Here is a 19,046-nt window from a genome sequence, read left to right as displayed (position 1 = left end):
ATCGGATTAAAAATTAAAACTTAGACCGAGCGCGGACATCATCGGATCAGGAATATTAAAGCCATACTCCGTATCAATTCCGAATTTATTAGCACGCCATATCGTCCCCACGTTTTGTATATACCCATAGATCTTAGCATTGTGTACTTTGAAACGGGATAGCGACGGCAGGCTAACGGACAATTGAATATCGCGCAGTTTGATCTGCCCCCCATTCTCCAATAGCGCCGATGAGCGCATATAGACCTGACTGCCCAGATCCGCCGGATATTTAAATGCTGGTACATCGGTATGTAGCTCATCTCCCGGTTTCTGCCAACGCAAGGCATAATCCGTATGTCCGATATCACTATTTAAGAACAGGCTATTGTCAAATGAATTTCTCAAAAACTTATGTCCCAATTGATAAGAAATATTCCATGACAGCTCCACCGTTTTATAACGGACGCTATTCCGCCATCCACCTGTATATAGTGGTACCGTGGATCCATAGTTTTCAAGATCTCTGACATTAAGGCCCAATATCGCCGTATAGTCTTTGGAGATTTCCCCGTTGATATACGCACGAGGCTCACCCGTACTGGGATCCAAGCCAGCCCATTTATAACCCAGCTGGCTATACAGATCCATTCCCTCGATAGGTGTCATGGTTCCAGACTGCGCTGAACTGATAAAATCCTTTCCATTTTCATTTTGGACATATGATTTCAGCACTTTTGTGCGCGCGTATGAGAAGACCAGATTACTTGACCATGTCCAGTTTTTTAGTTGTAGTGGCATACTATTAAGTGAGATATCCCAGCCCTTGGTGCGGATATTACCACTATTGACCATCAGGGTAGAGAAGCCTGTACTCGGGTCAATACGATCCGGCGCAATCAGGTCTTTCGCATTTTTCACATAATACTCTATACTACCTGATAAGCTATTATTCCGGAGGGAGAAATCAAGCCCCACATTTGTGATCCCTATCCGCTCCCATCGTAGTCTGGGATTAGGTGGCGTCATGATCATACCATAGTTTTGATTGGTCATATAATGTGCTTCACTCTGTATCGACATGATGGGATATGCTGAAACCGAATTATTCACATTACCGTTATAGCCATAGGTAGCCCGGAGCTTTAGGAAGTTAAAGACACCATTAGCTATTAACGGTTCGTTTGACAAGATCCAGGCAGCACCGACAGACCAGAATGGCTGACCGCGATCATTACTTTTCACCCCAAATAGATTTGATGCATCTTTACGAAAACTGCCGCTCAGCAAATAGCGGTTGGCATAGGTATAAGCTCCATTGGCAAAGTAAGACACAAAGTTATTACGGAACCGCTTAAATACATTTACATCCGTTATCGTGGAGGTTCCGAATAGACCATTCAACATGGGCACCTGAATGCCATAAGGCACAGATTTAAATGCGCCGGTCTCTGGATCATAACCACTGTATTGGCTTGAGGTTACCTTCTGCTCATTTTTGCGTACCTCTACACCGGCAAACAGCGAAATCTCATGCTTCTCATTCCATTTTTTGCTGTAGTCTGCTGTCGCCCTACTCTGATGGTTGTAGCTATCCCAGTTTACGATTCCCAAAAAGTCGCCTACCGGCAGATTCCAAGTAACCGCATTGTTATTCCAACTTGCGAAAGAATTGATCTCATCCCGCAGCTGGAAGGTGCCTATACCTTTCCATATTTCCGTTGGATTCATCGTCCTTTGATATGCATATAACAAGTTTAATTTCAACCCAAAGTCAAAGGAATAGCTTGCATTGATATTAGTGAAGAACTCACGTATCTGTTGCGTCTCCTTAGAGTCATTTAACTGGTCGAGTGGCACATAAGAATAGTCCAATAGCCTACCGCCGGCTATCGTATCTCTGAATGTAGGATTCAACCCACTGATATCTACCGCTAATGGATTGCCATTTGCATCCGCAAGCCGCATATAAGGGTAATTCTTTACCCCTTTTGCCATACGGTTATAAGCTACCGAAAAGTATGAATTCTCGTTTTTGGAGTCTGTGTACGATAGACCAATATCCAAGTTCATGTTCTTGACAGGTTTGATCTGCGTATTGGACTTTAAGTTCAGTCGCTTAAAGGAAGAAGTAACCACGTCGTTCAGGTTCTTATCATAGCCAACAGAAAATAGCGTATTTACCTTATCGCTCCCCGTCTGCAACTGGATATTATACTGCTGATTGACAGCTTGACGGTAGATGTATCTCAGGAAATCGTCCCGCAGATCAGCAGCTTTCATCTGTCCTATCTGCTCGTCAAAATCGGCTTCAGATAGTGTACCGTTCTTCCTAGCATACATTAACCATAGGACAGGCTGAGGATTTCTAAATTTGTTTTTAAACCAGCTTTTATATTTCCCCTGATCAAAGATGTATTGTTGTGCATCGATATAATCTGAGCTACTCATCTGCGGGTAGTAATATAGATCGGGCTTTGCTTTTATACTGATATTCGAGTTAAACGAAAGCTTGGTCTGCTCATTGAACTTACCCCTTTTTGTCGTGATCACAATAACACCATTCCCAGACTGGGCACCCCATATAGATGCGGCGGCGGCATCTTTTAGTACGGTGACATTATCAATATCATTTGGATTAATATTGGTAAAAATCCCCGGTCCGAGCCCTGGATTTGAGATATCGTAAGGTACACCGTCGATAACAATCAAGGGAAACTTTTCAGAGAAGAGTGTGCTCAGCCCCCTCACATTTACATTTAAGTAGCTACCCCGGCTATTTCCAGTTTTGTTGGACGTAAAGCCGGGCACCACATCCTCTAGCCTACTGACGAAATCAGTGGATACCTTTCGATTGAGCAGTTTATTGTCCACAAACTCAAAACTACCCGTAGCCCTTTCCTTGGGAATCTTTTGGTATCCTGTGGAGACCACTTCTACCTCTTCGAGTTGGTTCTCTTCGGGTATCAATCTGATCACAAGATCGGTGCCAGCGGTGTACCTGACCTCTTGGCTTTTGAAGCCGACATAAGTGAACTTTATCTTGCCTTTTCGATCCTTGACCAGTAGTTGGAAAGTGCCATCATTGGCACTCTTAATCTGTAAATTCTCAGCATCCAAACGGATGGACACCCCTTGTAATAGCTTTTCATCATGAGATAGAACCTGCCCTTTTAACTCATGTCGAGTAGGCCCATCGGTCCCGCTGTCCTTGCGGGGCGTCTGAGCCGACAAACTAAACATATGAAATACAGTAGCAATTACTAAAAGAGTCTTTATGGTTAATAGTTCTCTTAAGCTATATGCTTTACTTTCAATACACGTAGGTTGTGCATTTATTAAATTTACATACTGGGCTGCCTGTTTCGAACAGGCAATACCTTCCCCAGTCCTTATAAAATTGTTCATTTTAAGGTTTTAAAATGGTCATAATTTTCCCCTTTCCTCGCGGAGACGCTGGATCAGGTCATTAGAATAACTCGTAAAAATGTTCCGATATAGTAGTCTCTAATTGGTTACACAAAGCAGATGATATATTTACAATGACACTTTTTTCGGAAGGTCATAAAGACCTGTAGCCTTAATAGAACTAAGGTGGATTGGGATTTTTTGAATTTTTGTTTTTAATAATCATAACTCGTTATTGGTTAAACGAGTCTTGTTTCAGGAGGTAGCTTGATAAATATAGGGCTACATGCTGTGGCTACAAATTAAGTTTCTGACGCCTAACGTAACACAGACTAACAGTAGCCCCATATCTATCTTATTAAGCAAATATAATAAAAGCTTTTATATAAGAATAGACAATGGGTATCCATAACTACTGCCTTGCGTTACGGCGTCAGAAAATGTAGCCGCAAGACTCTTTGTTTTAAATACCTAAGTTCTTTCCGAAAGCATGTGCTCTCTTCCTAAACCAAAGATAAGAAACAAATTACAAAAAAAGAATTAAATGTCACTTTTTGTAATTCGATAGCGCGCCATATTTGACTTATGACCAGTATAAATAGAAAAGTAATTACTGAAAATATCCTGAAGCTAATTGACAGTAATGGCATTGAAGATAATGATTTTGCAAATCTCATTGAGAAATCAACTAGAACACTATCTAGGATAAGGAAAGGACAGTCATTATTTGACATAGATGCAATTAATGTGGCAAGCCCATTTTTTGACAAATCGTTAATAGAACTTAATAAACAATACATGGTGATAGAAGTTGATTCTCGTAATAAGTTAAAACAAATCCATAAGAATAATGTTGCATATTCTAGCTTGTTAGAAAAACGACCAAGCATCACTTATGCGATAACCTATCACCTGTTGAATAACAAAGAGTTTTGTTCAACAGGTATGATAGTCGATAAAATCAAAAGGCTTTTTGAATCTTTGGGATGGAATTATTCTAGCTCATATATATCTAGTTCCATGAGGAGGAACAGTAAATACATTACCGTCGCTGGTACTGCGATAGTTGATGGCAATGAAGTAAATATCTATAAATCCAAATAATTTTGTTCTTTTGAAATCTCTAAAATGTTTAAGTGTTTAGGGCGAAGCATTAGCGATCTTAGGATTAACACTAAAGAAAAAAGGAATTATCAAAAGCTAGAAACACTTAATAAAACATCAAATTATAAATTTACGAAGTGGGATATACTGTTTATATAAGTTAATACCCGCCGCTAAGAGGGGTTTTGCTTACCAATCGCATAGTAAAGTGCGTAGTATTTTATATATTTATAGAAATAATATAAGGTAACCTATGAATACACTTACCCAGATTGAAAATGCTTTAAAGGCAATAGATCAAGCAAAATTTCAAACGCTAGTAAATCACTTATTGTATTTGCAGGGAAATAATTTCATAGGTGCACCTGGTGCTGTCGTGGGCAAAGAAAAAACAAGTAAAGGGACTCCGGATTCTTTCTTTTTTGATGGCGACAAATACATATTTGTCGAGTGTACTACGCAAGAAAAAATCAAAGACGCTAAAACTTTCTTTAAGAAGCTCAGCAATGATATAGACCATTGCTTTGAAGAAGGCAAGACAGCCATCAATAAAAAAAAAGTGGCTAAAGTAGTTTTAGCATGTAACGAGAAAATCACCGTCGAAGAACATGGTTTGTTAGATGCCAAAGTAAAGTCATACCATGTCGAAGCTAAATTCGAGGTATTAAATATTCAGAATCTCCCAATGCTTATCTATGAGTTTCCTAAACTGGCGGAAGAGTATTTAGAGATTTCAATTTTAAAGGGAGATATTTATCCACTTGAGGATTTTCTTCTCAAAACAAAGACCGGACTGCAGCCATCACTCACCAATGAATTTATTGGCAGAGAAGAAGAAATAAAAAACGGGATTGCAGCACTAAAGAAGCACGACATCTTACTATTGTCAGGTGGTGCCGGTGTAGGAAAATCGAAATTAGCGATAAAGATACTGGATGAGCTTTCAAAAGCAGACCACATACCCATAGTCATTCAAAGTTCAGGTGTACCGCTGTGGGACGACTATCAGCATCTTTTTTTACCGAGCAAGCAGTACATTATATTATTTGACGATGCCAACAAGTCTGTCAACAATCTAAACTACCTACTCAGCAAACTCAGGGAGTCAAAATCGTACGCAGCAAAATTGGTCATTACATCCCGGGACTACGTGAAAAAACAGGTATCAGCTGCCTTGGAAGATTGGTCCTATAAGGAGTTTAATATTCCTGAATTCAAGGACGCAGAAATAGAGAACATAATTATCGCAGCGCTCCCCAATCTCCAATATCATCGTGAGATAAAGCAAAAAATAGTCGATCTGGCTAAAGGAAATGCGAGAGTGGCCCTGATGGCCACCTATTCAGTCACGCCTAATTCGGAAACGAACTATTTGGATAGCCCTGTAATGCTATATGAAAAGTATTTCAAAAAGATATCGGAGGAAATTGGCATTCTTGATAATGCAATAGTTCTACAATCTCTTGCTATTGTTTCTTTCTTTGGTGTTCTGGACAGAAATAACGAAAAACTGAAGGCTGATCTTGAAGATAAATTTGGAATTGACTGGAATGAACTCTGGTCTGCTATCCTTGAATTGCACAACAACGAATTGGTAGATGTATACGCTGATGAAATAGTAAAGGTATCAGACCAGGTTTTGTCAACCTACGCTTTATATAAATGCTTTATCGATGACCAGACCGCTGTGATTAATTATGGGGATTGGATTGCCACTTTTATTGAAAAGCATGCCAACAGAATCCGTATTACGCTGGTCGACGTAAATAACACGTTCACCTATCACCATATTAAGAAATTGGTTTTGCCTCACCTGAATAAGGTAAGCGAGCAAATCAGGTCCCATGACGAGCAGCAATATGCTTTCTATGATCTATTTTGGATCTATAAGGGAATGGATTGCCTCTTGTACTTAAAAAAATGGATACAGAGCTTGCCTAAGGAAGAGCATCCAGACGCTCTTAACTTCGATAGCGTAAATAGTCTTCAGTCTAACACAAGACATTTCGAACTCTTAAAACGCTTTTGGAACCATCCTAACGAGTATTTAAACCCGTCTCTGAAACTGACCTTAGAACTTGCAGAACGTCAACCAAGTCTGTTGCCTGAAATTTCAAAATCTATTAATGAGGATTTCAAATATAAGATAGAAGACTTAGAACACCGATATATAAGACAGAATATGCTTTTCGATGTCCTATTGGACGAAAAATGGAATGATACGCAAAAAACAATTGTAAATGGTATTTTCCTTCGTCTGTCAGAAGCATTGCTGGGATGGCACTATACCCAACATGGCCCTACCAAAGGGCATGAATTTAACTTTTACAATTTCGATCTGTATAAATCAGAGGCTTTATCATATCTGAGAATGCGCATTCTTGCTCAATTTTACGATTTGTTTGAAATTGAAAATAAACAGTGTGCTAAAGTACTGATGAAAATCGTTCATCCCGGAGGTGATATAGATAAAAGTTTATACGCAGATGAACTGCCGATTTATGAAAAAATTATTTCCGATAAATTGGATCATCGACAATCTTCCCACTGTAAGTTTGTAACATCTCTCTCAGAACATCTGGAAAAAGTAGCGACAGCAATTCCTGAAAGCTGGACCGATTTCATCAATTCGGATATACAGAAATTGTCTGATCTTTTAAAGCCGGATTGGAAAGACAGAAAAAGTAAATCTTTGGAAGAACGCCAAAAAGAAAGGTTAAACAAAATAAATGACGTCGTAAACGGGAGTGATTGGCCAGATTTAGAACAACTGCTTCTAAATGTTAATTCGTTGTACAATCAAAAACAAGGCAGTTCCGCCAGGTATATACAGGCCCCTGCGACAAATATTTATATCGCTATTGCAAGAAAGGATAAAGCTCAATTTGAAAATGCGCTACGACTGCACTTTAGCGGAAAAGTCCATTTTCCGTTGACCTCACTGGTTTTCCATATTCCGATACAAGAAGAGATTATCACAGGAGAACAACTCTTCAGCATCGTGGACAGCTACGAGTTCGATGACAGGTTTTTCTGGGAATCTGTATTGGTGACGTCTTTACCAGAACAACAGATAAACGAGCATTTCTTAAAACTCCTTTTGGCACTCTTTAGCAATGGTAACAAATCTGTCAACGTCCATCACATGCACGACTATTTAAAATATTGGACGGCTTTTGAAAATTATAAGGCGAAAGACCTCGAATTAGGCAGCCATAATATCATTACTTATCTCACGAACCTTATACTGTCGAGAAAAAATCGGACAAGTGATCCTTTTGGTTACGATTTTTTCTCAGAATGCGCATCATACTTTTCCAACCATACCGAGCTACTAAAAAGTGCGTATTGGGCACAGCATGAAATTGATCCCGATTTTGATTATGAAGACAAGGAACTAAGGACAATGCTGGATCTGGATAGAAAATTCATCCACGAGAGCTTTACCAACGGAGCTATAGGCGTAGGATACTCAGCCAGGATAGACCTTAGTAACATCAACACCAGCCTATTATGGGAATACCCTGAATATGAGGAACTGGTGGAGAATCTACTGTTAGATGTTCTAGATAAAGAACTGTTCAGTTCGACTTACGAAAAAGCAATCTTCAATTTGTTCAGCTTAAAAAACGCTGACGAGAGTAGTACGAAAAAGGCAAAATCACTGATTATTAAGTTGACCCAAACGCACGCTCAAAACGATAAAGTATTGTTGATACTGATGGAGATGGTCTATAAAAATTATAACGAATGGATAATTCCTTATTACAGGGATTTCCTTCTGCTGCGTAAGGATATAGAGATTACCAAAAAAATTGACTTCGGCCGAAGTGGAAGCACGTATGGAAGTTGGGTTCCCGTGTATCAGCGCAGAATAGATTTTTATCAAAGCATCATAAACATGATAAACACACTCCCCGACCTCCTTAACTACGCCGAACACATAGCTTACTTTGAACAACTCATAGCGTGGAAGAAAGAAGATATTAAAAGGGAAATGAAAAGGGATTTTATGGATGAGTATTATTAATCGTATTATCATCCCAAATAATTTCTAAGCGCAAAAGTAATTGACAGTATAAAATTTAACCACAAAATCTTGGAGCAGGTAGAAATAATCCAGGCAACCTATTAATAGCAGAAAAGAGGGGAATTACTGGGATTTTAAAGAAATCCCCCACGATAATAATGCAGGTCTCTTACACGACATATTGTGCTTGGCAAATGCCAGGCATAAAGGTGATCGATATTTGATTTATGGAGTATCAGACCCGAGCACGGGGTCAAATGTAGTGGGCTTATCTCCTGGAATGCCAAACCGAAAAAATCAACAACAGTTTATAGACTTTCTACGTGGTAAAGCTTTTGCAGGTCATGTTAGACCTGATATTATACACACATCATCGACCAAAAAGAGATAGATGTGCTACAGATAATCGATCAGCCTCGCAAACCATATTATTTAACGACCACTTACCCGGACGGCAAAAGAAATGTGAGGGCAAACCATATTTATACTCGTATTGGTAATATCCCTATTGACTCCTCCGTAGACCTTCTCAATATATAATACATGTGGCGAGAACGATTTTACCTTGGTGTCCGTCCCTACGAGAAGATGAAATACCTTCTTTCGTCTCCACATGAGTGGACAAAGGATCTGGGCAATTCCGAATGTGCTTACAACAACAACCATCCAGAGTATAAGATAAAGTTTCTCAACCCGAGAAATTTCATTCTACCGAAGCCTATTGCTACTTCTACCCAAGCCCTGTTGCATATCTCGGTACTGCAAAATTTTATTACCAATCTACCATTTTGTTTGAGCGAGAATATATGACTTGCGATGAAATGCGTATATATCTTCCCGTTCCAGAAATAGCTTATGTTTCGGAAAATGGTTTTGAAGGATGGTATTATTATTTTTCTCTAGATGAAATAAGTGGCATTGTTCTAAAGTTTTTAACTAATGGTTCCTTTTCGTCAGGAAGAATGACTGAACCACCTTTCCTAGTTTTCAAAGACGTGCTGGAATCCAAAGCATTTGAACACCATGTTAGTCAACGCCTGTATGAGATTATTAAACTCACTCCCACAACCTTCGGAAAAATGGCCAAGCGCGAAAAAGATTTATTTAACGACACTAAGTCCGTCGATCCAATCTTTATGAATCAGATAAAGCAATATTACGCTCGCTTCCAGTATGAAAAAATATAAAAGTCCAAATTCTTGCTTTTTGGCCAAAGTCAAGATCTTTTATAATAACTGTTTTTCGGTGACTGCTATCTAATTCAAAGAGTTTCTTTGGAGCTTCGCTTGATACTATAAAGCGGTCATGAGTTTCTTCTGCCATCTTTAATCTTTTTTAGGCGTGAGACATTTTTTTCGATTTTAGCTAGGGATGCTATATTCAAATTTTCCCCATTCAGTTTTTAAATCGTCATTAGATGATAATTGAACATTTTAAACATACCTTCATTGATTAAATCTTACCAAGACTATCTATTTCTTTTTCTATATACCTAAACCTGTCTTTTACATCTTCGCCCTGATAATAATTCAGTAAATCCTCTTTTGTCAATGTACCATCGTTTAGGAATTTTTTAAGGTATTGTTGATTAAATTCCATTAACAATATACTTTTTTCCAGTTGTTTCAGGATAGCTTTATTATTCTCAATGTTATTATGGACCAGATTTCTTATCGTAGTTATTTCGTTGATATCTTTTATAACACGATTGACCATTATCACCAACAAATCCTTATCCAGCTCCACTTGTTTGGCATTTAAAGCGATGTCTCTCGCTAGCATATAGGCAATTGCCAAATTGGAGTAATCGCCTTTTTGAGAGTTGATAATGGCAATCAACCCCACACCAGGAATATATCCCACGTTTTCAAATTCCCGTAGAATAGAATTATCTACCAAGGAAATATCAAAAACCATTAGGCTTACTTTAGCATCCCTGTTGGCCTGGGCTTCGAGCAATTGGCTCCAGGCGGTATCGGTTTTCCGTGTGAACAAATCTTTAGTTTCAATATCTCCTAACCGAACGCTCTTGTCGAATTTACATTCTATAGCAATTCTAAGATTGGGATTACCATCTACTTCACAAATGATATCACCCGTTTTATTTCTCGGAATAGTTCCTGCTGTATTTCCAGTTAGTATTGCACGGTCTTTTAATCTTTTCTCTGCAAAATATCTATTGAGAAAATCCGCTATTTCATCCTCCGCCAATATTCCTTTGATAGAGGACTTGTAAAACAGCTCCTTTTTCATATCAAAGATCATTTTGAGGCTTTCCAGTTCTGTTCCCAATTCATTACTGGTTTTGGAAAGAAACGCAGACATACGGTCTTCCATTAGTGCTAATACTCCGATGTATATGGCCCGGAGTAGTTTTTCGTCCCGTTCTGTCGCCGGAAGATTGTCGAAATAGTTGAAAACGATTTGATTTTCGATTTCAAATTCTTTTATTTCTAAGCGTTTAAGCTGTTGGTTTATCTTTATTGTTGACATATTAAACTCTTAATTTATCGAATGCTTCCTTTATTTTTAAAGGAATAGTATTTTCAGTGTTCATAAATTTGAGAAGGAACTCAGCAGATTCAGCTCCTTTTGACGGTATTTTTTTTACAGAATCATATTCAATATTTGAGTTTTCGCACTTTAATTTTATTGCCTTTTTAAGGATTGGATAAAATTTTTCATAATCATTGCACTTAGCATTTTTTGCTACTGATTCTTTCCAACTATTGATCTCTTCCAAATTGAATTCTAATATTCCTTGATAATAGTCATTGAGAATGTTAAGCCACACCTCATCACCAATGGAATCTTCAATGTCTTGCTCTCCCACAAAAAACATATTTTCAGTAACTACACCTCTCCCAATTTCAAAACTCATATCATTGTCAAACAAAAAAATTAATTGGTCTTCTGATTTCTTAAAATCCCCTAATACTTTATCTATGATTCTTTTGTTTTCATTCCACTTATTCTTCCCTTGAATATTCAATAACTGAATATTATCTGCTATTAGAGATTTACCAGTATATAATTCATAAAGTTGCGGTACCAAGTATAGTTCAGTGTCGCCTTCGACAATTAAAAATTTATTATAGAATAAAAAATCGCTGTTCTTGACACTTAATGATAAGAATATCGAATCAATATCCTTACAAAAGTTGATTTCTGTATAACCATTGTTTTCTTTTTTGACACTATTTATTTTGTCGAGATTAGATTTATCAATAAAAATAGTTGAATGTGTACTGATTAATGTTTGTACATTCCCAAGCGAAATCTTGTTTAGAATATCAAAAAACTCTCTCTGTGCTCCTGGATATAAATGCGTTTCGGGTTCATCAAACGCCCAAACAAATTTAGTTTCACCTTCTTCTTGGGTGGATGCTTTCGCTTTAATCAAAGAAAACCATATTTGACGTTTTAATCCTTCACCTTGATTTTCGAGATGAATTGGGCCGTCACTATTGGTTTTAGTAACCATTATATCCGAAATTTTTTCCTTGACATCAAAATGTACTTTTGAACTAATGCCTTCTACTTCTTTAGCAACTTCCTTGATAATCGAACTGATTTCTCCGAACTTTTGATTAATTGCCTCCTCAGCTTTTCTCGCGGAATCATTTGCCAATTGTTTGATGGGTATTATGTGCTCATTAATTTCTTCTTGCATTATCGCGTTTGCGGTAGAGATAATTTCTTCAAGTGATGTATGCCAATCAAATAAGCTGAAGGACGGAAATACATCTTTATCGCTCTTTCCAAAGTTATAATCTACCCATTTTAGTGAGCAATTCAATTTACCATAAACAGCTCTTATTTTTTCGAAGTTTGAAAATCTTCCTCTTCTGTTTTCATTTTCGATCTCTTCATTGGTAATAGCTAATTCTCTAATTTTTCCATTTATTGTCGCTTGTGTAGCATTCCAGAGCTCTAAGGGTTCATCTGCCTCTGAAGAAATTAAGTATGTTTGGACTCGATTGTTATAATATCTTTTTGCAATCCATAATACATTGGTAGGATTGCATTCAATCGACCATTTCAATGCAGCGGTCAGGTTTAGATCTATATATTTTTCAACTTCATCATCACTATAAACTAATTTACCAATTATCAATGTGGAATCGTCCGAAAAACCAAATAAAGGCAAGTCTTTATTCTCTAAAATAGCATTAATTTTCTCGATACTTATCAATGAATTAGACAAATCACTTTTGTAACTTCCCTCTCCATATGAACTATATTTAGGCTTATTACCTAATAATAAGTCAAATGCTTGTAGAACTGTAGATTTACCGGAATCATTTAACCCTATAAACACGTTAGGATGCTCTCGTGATAATTCTAGGTCCAGAAATTTACAACTACGGTAATTGAAAATGATAATGTTTGCTATATGCATAGGGATGGTATTATTAGTTGTACAAATATTTCACACTTCGGTTAATGTAACTATTCAAACCACTACGACTTTGGGTAAGTCTTTTCATAATTTCTACGTGGTTTTTTCCTGCTTTTCGGTAACTGTATCGATAACTTCGAAAAGAACCTGAAAACTTTAAAGTAATATAATCAGCACCTATTCAATAGGAGGAGACGCCTGCACCTCTTCCTGAATTTCTGTATCTTTCCATAATAATTTTAAACTTTAAATTTTAGAGTATCGATATATTCCTTTAATATTTTGAGCAAAATATTGACTGTGTGAGCCTGCATTCAATAATCCTTCATAGATGTGCTGTGGCACGTCAAAATATTGATAAGCGTCCCCATTTAGAAATTCAAGTTCTAAAGTCAGTGAATTTACATCATAACCTATCGATGCGATATTTGAAGAAGATACACTTGTTCTTGTAAATTTTTTTTCTTCTACTCCAATTGCCTCTAATTCGTCACTACTAATGAGGCTTGCATCTGGATTTTTCTGAGCATAATCTTTCAAGCCGTCTGTTAAAGATTGAAATAGATTGATCTTTAACGAATCGTTGATAGATAATAACTCATCCATTAAAAAGGGATTTAAATGCAGTCTCTTATTGTATATTGTAAAAAAGTCTGCATCATTAGATACAATCCAAATTTCATTAATATTTTTATCCTTAACATTCTTTTTGAACTGCTCCCAGGAAATCTGATCTCCAAGTGGATCATTTTTTTTACCTGGGGGATTCCCTAATTCTTTTCTAATTTTGCTTAAGGTGATAACATCTTCATCCGGATCTAAAACATTAAAAAAAATTGATTTTAACTTTTGAGATACAGCATCGGAAGATTTTGAGATTTCTTTTAAATTTTCATCAAAAAATAAATCTAGACTTTCCATTAATTTTGAATTAGAACTGTACAATTCAATTCTATTATTATTCCAGTCAAGAACATCAATTTTATGATGTTCTTGATGGAAATGCTCTGGAATTAGTACTTTTTTTATTTTCACATCAGCGGTATAATTTACTATTGAACTAGCAAATACATCTAGTTTATTTCTATTAACCTCTGATACAAGCTGTCGGGTTACAAAGATTTTAGTCTTGATTTTTTCCAATTCTTCCAAAAGTTTCTTAAACTCTTTTTGGTTACTATCAAAAAATCTCAGATAAATATTTGCATCAATAAAAACACACGACATAAATATTAAATTTTAGAGTAACGATATGCTCCTTTAACATTTTGGGCTAGATACTGTCCATGTGAATCAGCACTCATTAGGCCGTCGTAAATGTGTTGAGGTATATCAAAATATTGATATATGCCACCGTTTAAAAATTCAATTTCTAATGTTTGTGAATTTGCATCATATCCTATCGATGCAATGTTTGACGATGTAACCGGCTGTCTGTTCATAGTTTTAATTATTTAATGATACGTTTAACAAATGGACTTTGGGCTCTCCAAGTCTCTAAAAATTCTTCATAATTAGGGTTTTCTTCCATTTTAATTCCCCATCCTCCGGGATGCATAGAATCCTCATCTCCTTGCTCGTCGCAGATGATTGGATCCTGACTATCGGGTCGCCGGTCTTTAGGTGGAGCATCAATTAATGTCCGCATAGGGAGTTTTACAGCTTCACCAAGTATGATAGCCTCACCTGTTCGCAAAATCGGCAACATACTTGTCAATCCTTCTAAATTATCTGTTACAGCACTCGTAATATGCCCTCTATCTGTGGCATTCGCCAATCGTAAGGCAAAGAATGTCCCGCATTGAGAAAGAATGGTGGAATTTACCTCTGAAGGCCTTTGGCTTACAATCATAGCTCCAATCCCGTATTTACGACCTTCTTTGACTATTTTTTGGACTACCGGCAATGCACTACCTTCGTTATTCAGATAGTTATGCGCTTCTTCCATTAATAACAACAATGGTCTGTTTCGACCTCCTTGTGACAAGTTTCTCGCCCAAAAAAGTCCGTCGTAAATGATCCTCAATAAAACTCCTATGATGGTGTTAAGGATAGAATTCGGAACACCTGATAAATCCATTATTGTAATAGGTTTATCGCTTCCAATCCATTCTTGGAATAAAGAATCTAAATCTTTCTTTGTTTTACCATCTTCGGCAGGAGTCCAATCGCCTGGTTTAAATAAAAAATCAAATCGAGGAATTCTTAATTTTGAACCTAAAGAATGTAGTTGTTGACTATTCGCCAATGGTGAATCTGTAGGATGTTGCACACGGTCTCCGTTAGCAGTATTAGTATTTACAGGTTTAAAAACTGGCGGGATAGCTTTGATCGGATCTCCCTTCATCTCTTTACCGTCATCATCAAGTTCAAAAGCTAATGGTTTACCAGCTCTATCTGGATAAAATTTGCCTAATGTTTTAGTATATAGTTCATGCCAAAGATGATTTAAACTAAATGGAATAGGAGAATCAACATTCATTGAATCAGTATCTATTCCATTTTTTGGATAGGTTTCTAGGCTTTTAAATTTAGCATTCGTTATCCTTTCTAAAACTGAATTGTAGTCTTTTTCATTACTAAATTGTCCAAAACTAATTCCAATTAGCTCTTCAAAGTTTAATGCCCAGAAAGGAATAAATAAATCCTTTTCAATACTTCCGGCCGTTTTATCTGCATTTACTTTGAAAATATTTGCCCTGTCTTTTAAGGCGTGACCATATTCACCATGCAAGTCAAATACTATTACCCTAGCTGATGGATATTTAACCGGATCAGAAATCGCATTTAAAATACTTGCAACGGTCGTTGATTTTCCCGACCCCGTAGTACCGACAATAGCAGAATGGCGAGTAACCAATTTATTGATATCAATTAGTGCTGGGATGGATTCCGCTCCTGCTATGTGGCCTACCTTTACGAAGTATGGCCTATCCGGCTGTCCATAAATCTTCTTTAAGTCACTTTCTGAGACCAGATGTACCTCATCACTGATTGTAGGATATTGAGATATTCCCCTTTGAAAAGAACCGTTCCGCTGTCCCTCACCAATCAATTGTACTTTTATCCATCGATATCCATAAGGTTGGGCTAAGACTTGATTTTCTGGAACCGCGCTAGCTCCCACTTGTGTGACAATACCAAACAGATCAATATAACCAATAGGTATTTTCACAAAGGAGCCAATCTGTCCAATACGATATCCTTCTCCATCCACATAAGTAAGCCCGGATGGTGCAGTATTATCTAAAGAAACACTTAAGGAAGTACCACTAACATCCTGAATTGTTCCTAAATAAGTAGATTTAAAGGCCATACTGTTCTATTTTAAATTGTTCCTTGCCAATTAATTCTTGAAGAAAGTCCCCTAAAACAGCAAAGTCTCCAAGATGAAAATTGTAACCAACAATATTTTGATCCTCATCTTTAATTGGTCTTACAGCATTACCGATATTTTCCTCTGCATCATAGTCTGATTTCATCGGTTTCCATTTTGCTCGAAGTCCACCAATCACAGCCTCATCGAAAGTCCAAATACTTAGATTAGATCTATTTTCTGCCAACTCAAGAGCCTTTTCATAGTTAATGATTGTTTTGGATATTATTTCACCTCCATCGTCCTCCTCTTGTGTGGTTTTAGTTAAATCTCCAAACAGTAACGCAATTACTATAGCTGTGGGATTTGCTCTAAGTGCATTCAATATCGTATCGTTTAAATGATCATCACTAAAAGAATAGCCAGATAATATTAATACCGCTGAATTCTGTCTTAAAAACTTATTCAAGCGATCGATTAATGCTAAATATGGCATCTTACGGCTTTGATCATATTTAAGATGCGAAGGGTGGATGATATAAGAATCACATTCTTCTAAACTAGTGGAACGATAAACGCCTTTATTATCTTTAAGATACCAGTTTATAGATCCATGAATTTTCCATAGTCTTGTCCAATGATTGGGTATCAAGTTATCCTCCACAGCCCTTAAATCAAAAAAAGGAAATCGCGTACCTACAAATCCATCAAAATATGGAACTTTTAAATACTCGAATGCTTCCTCTAATAATAGATCGTAATTAGTAGTAAATATTTCAATAGGGGTATCCCGATCAATATTGTTTACCCATTTAGCTAATTTATGATAGGGTGTTTTATTATCCGGTAATTCCACATTCAATTTCTCAGCAATTTTCTGACAAATTACCTTTTCAAGATTCTGTAATTCAGCTTCAGAAAATCCTCTAATGTTGGTAGAACCTCTTGAGACTTGCATCATCCCCCTCAAAAAGCTCAAAATATCCTCGATATTTGGATTAGTCTTTCCTGTTTTTACCACTTCTTCTATAAGTTGAGTATATGCATCTGCAAAACATCGTGACGCATCAACAATAACAGCTGTTTCTTTGTCTATTTCATCTTTAATATATTTTGTCAAACCGGCTACGTCAGGAATTAATGGCCATTTTCCTTCAGGCATAGTAACAGCCAACGGACATCCGGCTGAAATGAAAAAACCTACAGGCTTTTTATCCTGAGACAGGGTTTGTCTTAAATATTTAGATTGGCGAATAGGGTCATGGTAACTCATAATAAAATGGCTTTGTAGATTAATAATGAAGTTAAGTTTAAAATTTTCTGATGGAAAAATATTCACAATTACTTAGCAAAAAATACGGGATAGCCTGAGCACGTTGCTTGAGCGTTTCGGTAACACGCTTGTACATTTCCTGCATCTTCTTCTCATAGCTGGTAGATCGACCGCCAAAGAAGTCGACATAGCTCGCCCCTATATCACTAAAGATATTGGTACCTATAACTACATTGGCAGCTATTGGATCATAATATCGTAAAATCTCCCTTCCTTCGAAGGAATTGGTTGTGGTTACTATCATGGCATTATTCTTTTCAATCGGGCTAGGTTAATACCTACACCGAACACCGTTATTTATTTTGAATTAATGTGTTTATCAATATCAACTACCTAGATTATTACATCGTATTTAAGGCTAAGATAGCTAGTCAAAAAAACTATAGCTTACGGGAAACCGTACAAACATAAATAGCTTACGCTCTCTTCTTTATCTCTTACTTCAACAAATAGGTATTAGCTTAGGACGAAGATAGGTAACATAAAATGAGCTTACAATCCCAGGATGCTCATTTCATCGGGTCAAATTTCGATTCTGTCGAAATTTAAAAACAATTTATATTCAAGTTCTTTAGGCTATTCTACAATTATATTGCTGGGTTATTTTTTTATAGGATTAGGTACTAGCGCTGTGGTACCTGTGGTCTATGGTACGCTGGCCAAAATAGGTAGGTACAATGTGATGCTTGCTGCTCTATTAAATCGTTATGATAAAAAACTGCGCCTATATACCAATGCTACCTGTACTCGCGTATTTTTTTGTCGGACCTAGATTTATGTTCGTCCAATTCATTTCCAATTCTATCGATATCTTTTTCTCTTTCTCTACGTAAAAAACACATTTGTATCAGATTCAAAACAAAATTATGGACTATATCGAGAATTTCATAGCTGAAGATTTTGCACTGGATGTACAGACAATAGCTGTTGTAGAACCAGTTTCGTTTACAAGCGCTGATGGAGATCAGGTAAGAGGGACGATCAGAACTGTAACATCATCAAGAATAATTTTATAGTAGGGTGCGTTGTGGAAGTGAACTGGTAGGCACTTTCACAACATTTTTTAATCCGGAATTTCATATTAGCCCCCGTTTATATGCCACACAACCTCAAATGTCTTATTATCGAAGACGAACCATTGGCAATAAAGAAAATAAGCGAATATATTCGGATGTTCCCCAGTTTTTCCATTACTGGTACGATTAGGGATATTGAAGATCCAGCCCGTTTTGCCACTGATCTGCGCGCTACGGATATACTTTTCTTAGACTTGGTCGTCAGTGGAGGAACCATAGAGACTTTGGAGGAACATATTGCCGAAATACCATTTTTGATCGTTACCTCGGCGATCTCTAAAAGGGATTATCCTTCCTTTGTAAAAGAGCGCAACCACTATGCCCTCCAGAAACCTATATCGCCCGAGATGTTTCGAGAATGCATCGCTGAGCTGTTTAACATGCATTGATCGTTGCCC

The 19,046-nt window shown here is 37.1% G+C and carries 14 protein-coding genes; 5 read left to right on the top strand and 9 right to left on the bottom strand.

What is annotated here, in order from left to right; translation table 11 throughout:
- Positions 1–6 precede the first annotated feature (6 nt).
- Complete coding sequence (locus ABFX33_RS15015; protein ID WP_346086680.1) at positions 7–3,387, bottom strand: SusC/RagA family TonB-linked outer membrane protein; 3,381 nt, start codon at positions 3,385–3,387, stop codon at positions 7–9.
- 585 nt (positions 3,388–3,972) lie between these two features.
- Here ABFX33_RS15015 and ABFX33_RS15010 point away from each other — a divergent pair.
- From ABFX33_RS15010 to ABFX33_RS15000, 4 genes are all read left to right on the top strand, one after another.
- Positions 3,973–4,491, top strand: coding sequence for a hypothetical protein (locus tag ABFX33_RS15010; protein ID WP_346086679.1), 519 nt, complete (start codon positions 3,973–3,975; stop codon positions 4,489–4,491).
- 253 nt (positions 4,492–4,744) lie between these two features.
- The gene (locus ABFX33_RS15005) at positions 4,745–8,521 is read left to right on the top strand and encodes an nSTAND3 domain-containing NTPase (protein ID WP_346086678.1); all 3,777 of its coding nucleotides are present in this window, start codon (positions 4,745–4,747) and stop codon (positions 8,519–8,521) included.
- A gap of 100 nt (positions 8,522–8,621) precedes the next feature.
- Complete coding sequence (locus ABFX33_RS26755) at positions 8,622–8,912, top strand: RNA-binding domain-containing protein (RefSeq protein ID WP_428835658.1); 291 nt, start codon at positions 8,622–8,624, stop codon at positions 8,910–8,912.
- 152 nt (positions 8,913–9,064) lie between these two features.
- On the top strand, positions 9,065–9,331 hold the full coding sequence (locus ABFX33_RS15000) for a hypothetical protein (RefSeq protein WP_346086677.1): 267 nt from the start codon (positions 9,065–9,067) through the stop codon (positions 9,329–9,331).
- 324 nt (positions 9,332–9,655) lie between these two features.
- Here the strand turns inward: ABFX33_RS15000 and ABFX33_RS14995 are convergent, their stop codons facing one another.
- The 8 genes from ABFX33_RS14995 to ABFX33_RS14960 form a co-directional block, all read right to left on the bottom strand.
- Positions 9,656–9,844 carry a hypothetical protein gene (locus tag ABFX33_RS14995; RefSeq protein ID WP_346086676.1) on the bottom strand — a complete coding sequence of 63 codons (189 nt, stop codon included), beginning with the start codon at positions 9,842–9,844 and terminating at the stop codon, positions 9,656–9,658.
- Between the two features lie 129 nt (positions 9,845–9,973).
- Positions 9,974–11,014, bottom strand: a complete 1,041-nt coding sequence (locus ABFX33_RS14990) for a hypothetical protein (protein ID WP_346086675.1) — start codon at positions 11,012–11,014, stop codon at positions 9,974–9,976.
- 1 nt (position 11,015) lies between these two features.
- Positions 11,016–12,923 carry an ATP-dependent nuclease gene (locus tag ABFX33_RS14985; RefSeq protein WP_346086674.1) on the bottom strand — a complete coding sequence of 636 codons (1,908 nt, stop codon included), beginning with the start codon at positions 12,921–12,923 and terminating at the stop codon, positions 11,016–11,018.
- Positions 12,924–13,169: 246 nt separating this feature from the next.
- Positions 13,170–14,150 carry a PIN domain-containing protein gene (locus tag ABFX33_RS14980; RefSeq protein WP_346086673.1) on the bottom strand — a complete coding sequence of 327 codons (981 nt, stop codon included), beginning with the start codon at positions 14,148–14,150 and terminating at the stop codon, positions 13,170–13,172.
- A 5-nt stretch (positions 14,151–14,155) separates the two neighbouring features.
- Entirely contained in the window at positions 14,156–14,365 is a 210-nt protein-coding gene (locus ABFX33_RS14975; RefSeq protein WP_346086672.1) for a KTSC domain-containing protein, read from the bottom strand.
- An 8-nt stretch (positions 14,366–14,373) separates the two neighbouring features.
- Positions 14,374–16,239 carry an ATP-binding protein gene (locus tag ABFX33_RS14970; protein ID WP_346086671.1) on the bottom strand — a complete coding sequence of 622 codons (1,866 nt, stop codon included), beginning with the start codon at positions 16,237–16,239 and terminating at the stop codon, positions 14,374–14,376.
- Positions 16,229–17,512 (bottom strand): SIR2 family protein, encoded by a 1,284-nt coding sequence (locus ABFX33_RS14965; protein WP_346086670.1) that lies wholly within the window; start codon positions 17,510–17,512, stop codon positions 16,229–16,231. Before ABFX33_RS14965 ends, ABFX33_RS14970 begins: the two co-directional genes overlap by 11 nt.
- Positions 17,513–17,549: 37 nt before the next feature.
- Positions 17,550–17,816 carry a YbjQ family protein gene (locus tag ABFX33_RS14960; RefSeq protein ID WP_346086669.1) on the bottom strand — a complete coding sequence of 89 codons (267 nt, stop codon included), beginning with the start codon at positions 17,814–17,816 and terminating at the stop codon, positions 17,550–17,552.
- An 852-nt stretch (positions 17,817–18,668) separates the two neighbouring features.
- Between ABFX33_RS14960 and ABFX33_RS14955 the strand changes: the two genes are divergently transcribed.
- The gene (locus ABFX33_RS14955) at positions 18,669–19,037 is read left to right on the top strand and encodes a response regulator (RefSeq protein WP_346086668.1); all 369 of its coding nucleotides are present in this window, start codon (positions 18,669–18,671) and stop codon (positions 19,035–19,037) included.
- Positions 19,038–19,046: the final 9 nt, after the last annotated feature.

The organism is Sphingobacterium ginsenosidimutans, from assembly GCF_039536865.1.
Classification (GTDB): Bacteria; Bacteroidota; Bacteroidia; order Sphingobacteriales; family Sphingobacteriaceae; genus Sphingobacterium; species Sphingobacterium detergens.
The sequence above is the reverse complement of the archived record's forward strand: the minus strand, read 5'-3'. Positions and strand labels throughout refer to the sequence as shown.

Excerpts from the sequence above, each read along its gene's own strand:
- ABFX33_RS15010 (WP_346086679.1), top strand. The coding sequence starts at position 3,973 with ATGACCAGTATAAATAGAAAAGTAATTACTGAAAATATCCTGAAGCTA.
- ABFX33_RS14990 (WP_346086675.1), bottom strand. The coding sequence starts at position 11,014 with ATGTCAACAATAAAGATAAACCAACAGCTTAAACGCTTAGAAATAAAA.
- ABFX33_RS14965 (WP_346086670.1), bottom strand. The coding sequence starts at position 17,512 with ATGAGTTACCATGACCCTATTCGCCAATCTAAATATTTAAGACAAACC.
- ABFX33_RS14975 (WP_346086672.1), bottom strand. The coding sequence starts at position 14,365 with ATGAACAGACAGCCGGTTACATCGTCAAACATTGCATCGATAGGATAT.
- ABFX33_RS15015 (WP_346086680.1), bottom strand. The coding sequence starts at position 3,387 with ATGAACAATTTTATAAGGACTGGGGAAGGTATTGCCTGTTCGAAACAG.
- ABFX33_RS15000 (WP_346086677.1), top strand. The coding sequence starts at position 9,065 with ATGTGGCGAGAACGATTTTACCTTGGTGTCCGTCCCTACGAGAAGATG.
- ABFX33_RS14985 (WP_346086674.1), bottom strand. The coding sequence starts at position 12,923 with ATGCATATAGCAAACATTATCATTTTCAATTACCGTAGTTGTAAATTT.
- ABFX33_RS14970 (WP_346086671.1), bottom strand. The coding sequence starts at position 16,239 with ATGGCCTTTAAATCTACTTATTTAGGAACAATTCAGGATGTTAGTGGT.
- ABFX33_RS15005 (WP_346086678.1), top strand. The coding sequence starts at position 4,745 with ATGAATACACTTACCCAGATTGAAAATGCTTTAAAGGCAATAGATCAA.
- ABFX33_RS14960 (WP_346086669.1), bottom strand. The coding sequence starts at position 17,816 with ATGATAGTAACCACAACCAATTCCTTCGAAGGAAGGGAGATTTTACGA.
- ABFX33_RS14955 (WP_346086668.1), top strand. The coding sequence starts at position 18,669 with ATGCCACACAACCTCAAATGTCTTATTATCGAAGACGAACCATTGGCA.
- ABFX33_RS14995 (WP_346086676.1), bottom strand. The coding sequence starts at position 9,844 with ATGGCAGAAGAAACTCATGACCGCTTTATAGTATCAAGCGAAGCTCCA.
- ABFX33_RS14980 (WP_346086673.1), bottom strand. The coding sequence starts at position 14,150 with ATGTCGTGTGTTTTTATTGATGCAAATATTTATCTGAGATTTTTTGAT.